5 protein-coding genes are annotated in these 7,160 nt (G+C 72.6%); all 5 read left to right on the top strand.

Annotated features, from left to right (window positions below; translation table 11 throughout):
- The first annotated feature begins 36 nt into the window (after positions 1-36).
- The 5 genes from shc to AB0O91_RS35105 all read left to right on the top strand — a co-directional run bounded on the left by shc (position 37) and on the right by AB0O91_RS35105 (position 7,137).
- A complete protein-coding gene (shc, locus tag AB0O91_RS35125) occupies positions 37-1,989 on the top strand; it encodes a squalene--hopene cyclase (protein WP_363441952.1) in 1,953 nt (650 codons plus the stop codon).
- The gene (locus tag AB0O91_RS35120; RefSeq protein ID WP_363441940.1) at positions 1,986-2,666 is read left to right on the top strand and encodes a 1-hydroxy-2-methyl-2-butenyl 4-diphosphate reductase; all 681 of its coding nucleotides are present in this window, start codon (positions 1,986-1,988) and stop codon (positions 2,664-2,666) included. The genes shc and AB0O91_RS35120 overlap by 4 nt, the downstream gene beginning before the upstream one ends.
- Before the next feature lie 2 nt (positions 2,667-2,668).
- Positions 2,669-3,697, top strand: a complete 1,029-nt coding sequence (hpnH, locus tag AB0O91_RS35115) for an adenosyl-hopene transferase HpnH (RefSeq protein ID WP_363441938.1) — start codon at positions 2,669-2,671, stop codon at positions 3,695-3,697.
- A gap of 133 nt (positions 3,698-3,830) precedes the next feature.
- The gene (gene dxs, locus AB0O91_RS35110; RefSeq protein ID WP_363441936.1) at positions 3,831-5,741 is read left to right on the top strand and encodes a 1-deoxy-D-xylulose-5-phosphate synthase; all 1,911 of its coding nucleotides are present in this window, start codon (positions 3,831-3,833) and stop codon (positions 5,739-5,741) included.
- Entirely contained in the window at positions 5,731-7,137 is a 1,407-nt protein-coding gene (locus AB0O91_RS35105) for an aspartate aminotransferase family protein (protein WP_363441934.1), read from the top strand. The genes dxs and AB0O91_RS35105 overlap by 11 nt, the downstream gene beginning before the upstream one ends.
- Positions 7,138-7,160: the final 23 nt, after the last annotated feature.

Here is a 7,160-nt window from a genome sequence, read left to right as displayed (position 1 = left end):
GTCCGCACCGCCGTGCGGGGCTACCACAACATCCGGGTGGAGGACCTGCGCTGGGTGCTGGTGGAGGCCACCGACCGCCTCGCGCGCGCCACCACCCACCTGCTCTCGCTGCAGTCCTCCGAGGGCTGGTGGAAGGGCGACCTGGAGACCAACGTCACCATGGACGCCGAGGACTTACTGCTCCGCCAGTTCCTGGGCATCAGGACGGAGGAGCTGACCGGGGCCACCGCCGAGTGGATCCGCTCCCAGCAGCGGGAGGACGGCACCTGGTCCACCTTCCACGGCGGGCCGGCCGAGCTGTCCACCACCGTCGAGGCCTACGTCGCCCTCAAACTGGCCGGCGACGACCCGGACGCCCCGCACATGCTGGCCGCCGCCCGCTACGTCCGTTCGGCCGGGGGCATCGCGGCCGCCCGGGTGTTCACCCGGATCTGGCTCGCGCTCTTCGGCTGGTGGCCCTGGGAGCGGTTGCCCGAGATGCCACCCGAGATCATCTTCCTGCCCAAGTGGCTGCCGCTGAACATCTACGCCTTCGGCTGCTGGGCCCGCCAGACCATCGTCCCGCTGACCATCGTCTCGGCCCACCGCCCGGTCCGTCCGGCCCCCTTCGCGCTCACCGAGCTGCACACCGACCCGGACCACCCCTTCACCGACCGGCCGCTCGCCCCCGCCACCAGCTGGGACGGCCTGTTCGAGCGCCTGGACAAGGTGCTGCACGCCTACCACCGCCGGGCCTTCCGGCCGCTGCGCCGGCTCGCCGTCGCCCAGGCCTGCCGCTGGATCGTCGAACGGCAGGAGGCGGACGGCTGCTGGGGCGGGATCCAACCGCCGGCCGTCTACTCGCTGATCGCCCTGCACCTGGAGGGCTACGAGCTGGAGCACCCGGTGATGAAGGCCGGGCTCTCCTCCTTCGACCGCTTCACCGTGCACACCGAGGACGGCATGCGCTGGATGGAGGCCTGCCAGTCCCCGGTCTGGGACACCTGCCTGGCCACCATCGCGCTGGTCGACGCCGGGGTGCCGGCCGACCACCCGGCGCTGGTCTCCGCCGTCGACTGGATGCTCGGCGAGGAGATCCGCAAGCGCGGCGACTGGGCCGTCCAGCGGCCCGGGCTCCCGGCCGGCGGCTGGGCGTTCGAGTTCGAGAACGACACCTACCCCGACATCGACGACACCGCCGAGGTGGTGCTCGCGCTGCGCCGGGTCGCCCACCCCGACCAGGGCAGGGTCGACGCGGCGGTGGACCGGGGCGTGCTGTGGAACCTCGGCATGCAGTCCAAGAACGGCGCCTGGGGCGCCTTCGACGTCGACAACACCAGCCTGCTGCCTAACAAGCTCCCGTTCTGCGACTTCGGCGAGGTGGTCGACCCGCCGTCCGCCGACGTCACCGCCCACGTGGTGGAGATGCTGGCCGAGACCGGCCGGGCCCGGGACCCGCGCACCCGGCGCGGCATCGAGTGGCTGCTGCGCAACCAGGAGGCGGACGGCTCCTGGTTCGGCCGCTGGGGCACCAACTACATCTACGGCACCGGTTCGGTGCTGCCCGCGCTGGTCGCGGCCGGCGTCCCGGACGAGCACCCGGCGATCCGCCGGGCGGTGCGCTGGCTGGAGGACCGGCAGAACGCCGATGGCGGCTGGGGCGAGGACATGCGCTCCTACGACGACCCGGCGCGCTGGGCCGGGCGCGGCGACTCCACCGCCTCGCAGACCGCCTGGGCGCTGATGGCGCTGCTCGCGGCCGGCGAGGGCCCGGACGACCGGGCCAACCCGGCGGTGGAGCGCGGGGTGGAGTGGCTGGTGCGCACCCAACTGCCCGAGGGCACCTGGGACGAACCGCAGTTCACCGGCACCGGCTTCCCCTGGGACTTCTCCATCAACTACCACCTGTACCGGCTGGTCTTCCCGGTCACCGCCCTCGGCCGCTACCTCAACGGCGCCCCGGGCATGGTGCCGCCGGGCGGCACCCCGACGATCGGGGCGGCGCGGTGACCACCGCCCCCCTGCTGGTGCTGTGCGCCCTGGGCCCCGAGGTGTGGGCCCTGCGCGGCGGTGACTGGCGCGGCTCGGCCGGCGGCCCGCCGGTCCTGGTGCGCACCGGGGTCGGCCGGCGGCGGGCCGGGACGGCCGTCCGGCGGCTGCTCGGCTCCGCCCCGGGCGGCTACGGCGCGGTGGTGGTGGCCGGTTTCGGCGCCGCCGTCGGGCCGGGGGTGGCGCCGGGCGACGTGGTGGCCGCGGACGGCGTGCGCGACGCCGAGGGCCACCTCTACTCCGTCGGCTCCGGACCGGAGCTGGCCCGGGCGCTCAAGGAGCAGGGCCTGACCGCGCACACCGGGGTGCACCACACCGCCGACCACGTGGTGCGCGGCATCGAGCGGCGCGCCCTCCACCTCCAGGGCGCGCTCGCCGTCGACATGGAGGCCGCCGCGGTGCTGGCCGCGCTGCGGGAGGTGCGTCCGGCACTGCCGGTCGCGGTGCTGCGGGTGGTGGTCGACACCCCCGAGCACGAACTGCTGCGGCCGGGCACGCTGCCGGCCGGGGTGCGCGCCTGGCGGACCCTCCGGGCGACGGTACCCGCCCTGGTCGACTGGTACCGGCAGGAGCACGACACCGGCTCCGCAGTCCTGAACCACCCCACATCCTCGATGCTCCCCCAGGAGGCGAGCTAGCCATGGCCATGCCGTTGCGCCAGACCGTGCGGGTCGGCACCTACCTGATGCAGCAGAAGCTGTTCAAGCGGCGGGACAAGTTCCCGCTGATCGTCGAACTGGAACCGCTGTTCGCCTGCAACCTCGCCTGCGAGGGCTGCGGCAAGATCCAGCACCCGGCGGGCGTCCTCAAGCAGCGGATGCCGGTCGCCCAGGCGGTCGGCGCGGTCCTGGAGTCGGGCGCCCCGATGGTCTCGATCGCCGGCGGCGAGCCGCTGATGCACCCGCAGATCGACGAGATCGTCCGACAGCTGGTGGAGCGCCGCAAGTACGTCTTCCTCTGCACCAACGCGCTGCTGATGCGCAAGAAGATGGACAAGTTCAAGCCCTCGCCGTACTTCACCTTCGCCGTGCACATCGACGGGCTGCGCGAGCGGCACGACGAGTCGGTGGCCAAGGAGGGCACCTTCGACGAGGCGGTGGCGGCGATCAAGGAGGCCAAGCGGCGGGGCTTCCGGGTCACCACCAACAGCACCTTCTTCAACACCGACACCGCGCAGACCGTCATCGACGTCCTGGACTACCTCAACGACGAGCTCAAGGTCGACGAGATGATGATCTCCCCGGCCTACGCCTACGAGAAGGCCCCCGACCAGGAGCACTTCCTCGGCGTCGAGCAGACCCGGGAGCTCTTCCGCAAGGCCTTCGCCGGCGGCAACCGCAAGCGCTGGCGCCTCAACCACAGCCCGCTCTTCCTGGACTTCCTGGAGGGCAAGGCCGACTTCGAGTGCACCCCCTGGGGCATCCCCAACTACTCCCTGTTCGGCTGGCAGCGGCCCTGCTACCTGATGGCCGACGGCTACGTGCCGACCTACCGCGAGCTGGTCGAGAAGACCGACTGGAGCAAGTACGGGCGCGGCAAGGACCCGCGCTGCGAGAACTGCATGGCCCACTGCGGCTACGAGCCGACCGCCGTCCTCGCGACCATGGGCTCGCTCCAGCAGTCGCTGCGCGCCATCACCGAGACCGTCAGCTCCAACCGCGGGCGCTGAGACCGGGCCGACGCCGCCCGGTCCCGCAGCCGACCGCGTCCTGAGCTCCCGTCCGGCCCGGGCCCTCGCGCCCGGGCCGGCCCCGCCCCCCGGTGGGCGGAGGCACCACCGCTCCGAGTCGTGAGGTGTACCCGTGTCACTGCTCTCCCGCGTCACGTCCCCGGCCGAGCTGCGCAAGCTCCCCGCCGCCGAACTGCCGCTGCTCGCCGACGAGATCCGCGACTTCCTGATCGACGCCGTCACCCGCACCGGCGGCCACCTCGGGCCCAACCTCGGCGTGGTGGAGCTCACCATCGCGCTGCACCGGGTCTTCGACTCGCCGTACGACCGGATCGTCTTCGACACCGGGCACCAGAGCTACGTCCACAAGCTGCTCACCGGGCGCCAGGACTTCTCCCGGCTGCGGATGAAGGGCGGGCTGTCCGGCTACCCCTCGCGGGCCGAGTCCGAGCACGACCTGGTCGAGAACTCGCACGCCTCCACCGCGCTCTCCTACGCCGACGGCCTCGCCAAGGCCGCCCAGCTGCTCGGCCAGCACGACCGGCACACCGTCGCGGTGATCGGCGACGGTGCGCTCACCGGCGGGCTCGCCTGGGAGGCGCTCAACAACATCGCGGAGGCCCGCGAGCGGCCGCTGGTCATCGTCGTCAACGACAACGAGCGCTCCTACGCCCGGACCATCGGCGGCCTGGCCAACCACCTGGCCACCCTGCGCACCACCCAGGGCTACGAGCGCTTCCTGGCGATCGGCAAGGAGGCACTGCAGCGCACCCCGCTGGTCGGGCAGCCGATCTTCGACGCGCTGCACGGGGCCAAGAAGGGCTTCAAGGACGCCTTCGCCCCGCAGGGCATGTTCGAGGACCTCGGGCTCAAGTACCTCGGCCCGATCGACGGCCACGACCTGGGCGCGGTCGAGCAGGCGCTGCGCCAGGCGCGGAACTTCGGCGGCCCGGTCATCGTGCACTGCCTCACCGTCAAGGGGCGCGGCTACCGGCCCGCCGAACAGGACGAGGCGGACCGCTTCCACGCCGTCAACCCGATCGACCCGTACACCTGCCTGCCGATCTCGCCCAGCGCCGGGGTCTCCTGGACCTCGGTGTTCGGCGAGGAGATGGTCGGGCTGGGCGCCGAGCGGCCCGACCTGGTGGCGATCACCGCCGCGATGCTCCAGCCGGTCGGGCTGGCGCCGTTCGCCAAGGAGTTCCCGGACCGCATCTTCGACGTCGGGATCGCCGAGCAGCACGCCGTCACCAGCGCGGCGGGGCTGGCCACCGGCGGACTGCACCCGGTGGTGGCGGTGTACGCGACCTTCCTGAACCGGGCCTTCGACCAGGTCCTGATGGACGTCGCCCTGCACCGGCTGGGCGTCACCTTCGTGCTCGACCGCTCCGGGGTGACCGGCGCGGACGGGGCCTCCCACAACGGGATGTGGGACCTCTCCATCCTCCAGGTCGTTCCCGGACTGCGGCTGGCCGCGCCGCGCGACGCCGAGCAGTTGCGGGCCCAACTGCGCGAGGCCGTCGAGGTCCGGGACGCGCCGACCGTGATCCGCTTCCCCAAGGGGAACGTCGGGCCGGTCGTCGAGGCGGTCGAGCGGATCGGCGGGACGGACGTGTTGCTGCGCAGCGGACGGGCACCGGAGATCCTGCTGGTGGCCGTCGGCGCGACCGCCTCGGCCTGCCTGGACGCCGCCCGGCTGCTGCTCGCCGAGGGCTTCACCGCGACCGTGGTCGACCCGCGTTGGGTCAAGCCGGTCGACCCGGCGCTGGTCGAACTCGCCGCCGCCCACCGGCTGGTGGTCACCGTCGAGGACAACGGCCGTACCGGGGGCGTCGGTTCGGCCGTCGCCCAGGCGCTGCGCGACGCCGACGTGGACGTGCCGGTGCGGGTGCTCGGGCTGCCGCAGGAGTTCCTCGGGCACGCCGCCCGCGGCGAGATCCTGGAGGAGGCCGGCCTGAGCGGCACCGGGGTCGCGGCCCAGACCGCCGTCTTCGCCAAGAACCTGCTACCGACCCGAGGAGCGAACCCGCGCCATGCCGGCTGACCCCGCTGTTGACCGCCCCGCCTTCGACCTCGCCGCCCTGCTCGCCGAACGGGGCGGTGAGCGCTACGAGTTGCACAGCCGCCACCTCAACCCGCAGTTGCCGAGGATGCTCCGCACCATCGGCTTCGACAAGCACTACGAGCGCGCCCGGGGCCAGTACTTCTACGACGCCGAGGGCAACGAGTACCTCGACATGCTGGCCGGCTTCGGCATCTTCGCGCTCGGCCGGCACCACCCGGTGGTGCGGTCGTCGATCCAGCAGGTGATGGACCTGGACCTGCCGGACCTGGTCCGCTTCGACTGCTCGCCGCTGCCCGGGCTGCTGGCCGAACGGCTGCTGGCGCACGCGCCCGGCCTGGATCGGGTGTTCTTCGGCAACAGCGGCACCGAGGCGGTGGAGACCGCGCTGAAGTTCGCCCGCTACGCCACCGGCCGTCGGCGGATCCTCTACGCCGACCACGCCTTCCACGGGCTGACCACCGGCTCGCTCTCGGTCAACGGGGAGAGCGGCTTCCGCAAGGGCTTCGACCCGCTGCTGCCGGACACCGCGATCCCGCTCGGCGACATCGGGGCGCTGGCCAAGGAGTTGAAGCGGGGCGACGTCGCGGCGCTGATCGTCGAGCCGATCCAGGGCAAGGGCGTCCAGGCGCCGCCGCCCGGCTGGCTGCGGGCCGCCCAGGCGCTGCTGCACGAGCACAAGGCGCTGCTGATCTGCGACGAGGTGCAGACCGGGGTCGGCCGCACCGGCGAGTTCTTCGCCTACCAGCACGAGGAGGGCGTGCTGCCCGACCTGGTGTGCGCCGCCAAGGCGCTCTCCGGCGGGTACGTGCCGGTCGGGGCGACGCTCGGCAAGAGCTGGATCTTCGAGAAGGTGTACTCCTCGATGGACCGGGTGCTGGTGCACTCGGCCAGCTTCGGCTCGAACGCCCAGGCGATGGCGGCCGGGCTGGCGACCCTGGAGGTGATGCGCGACGAGAAGGTGGTGGAGAACGCCCGGCAGGTCGGCGACCGGTTCCGGGCGCGGCTGACCGGGTTGATCGACCGCTACGAGCTGCTGGCCGAGGTGCGCGGCCGCGGACTGATGATCGGCATCGAGTTCGGCCGGCCCAAGTCGCTGAAGCTGCGCACCGGTTGGACGGCGCTGCAGGCGGCCCGCAAGGGGCTGTTCGCGCAGATGGTGGTCGTGCCGCTGCTCCAGCGGCACCGGATCCTGACCCAGGTGTCCGGGGACCACCTGGAGGTGATCAAGCTGATCCCGCCGCTGATCATCACCGATCGGGACGTGGACCGGTTCGTCGACGCGTTCACCGAGATCATGGACGAGGCCCACCGGGGGAACGGCCTGATGTGGGACTTCGGCCGGACCCTGGTGAAGCAGGCGGTCGGCAACCGGTGACGGCGGCGGGGTGGGAGGTCGGC

Source organism: Kitasatospora sp. NPDC089797, from assembly GCF_040684795.1.
GTDB lineage: Bacteria > Actinomycetota > Actinomycetes > Streptomycetales > Streptomycetaceae > Kitasatospora.
Note: the sequence above shows the minus strand (reverse complement) of the source record. Positions and strands in the feature narration are given on the sequence as shown.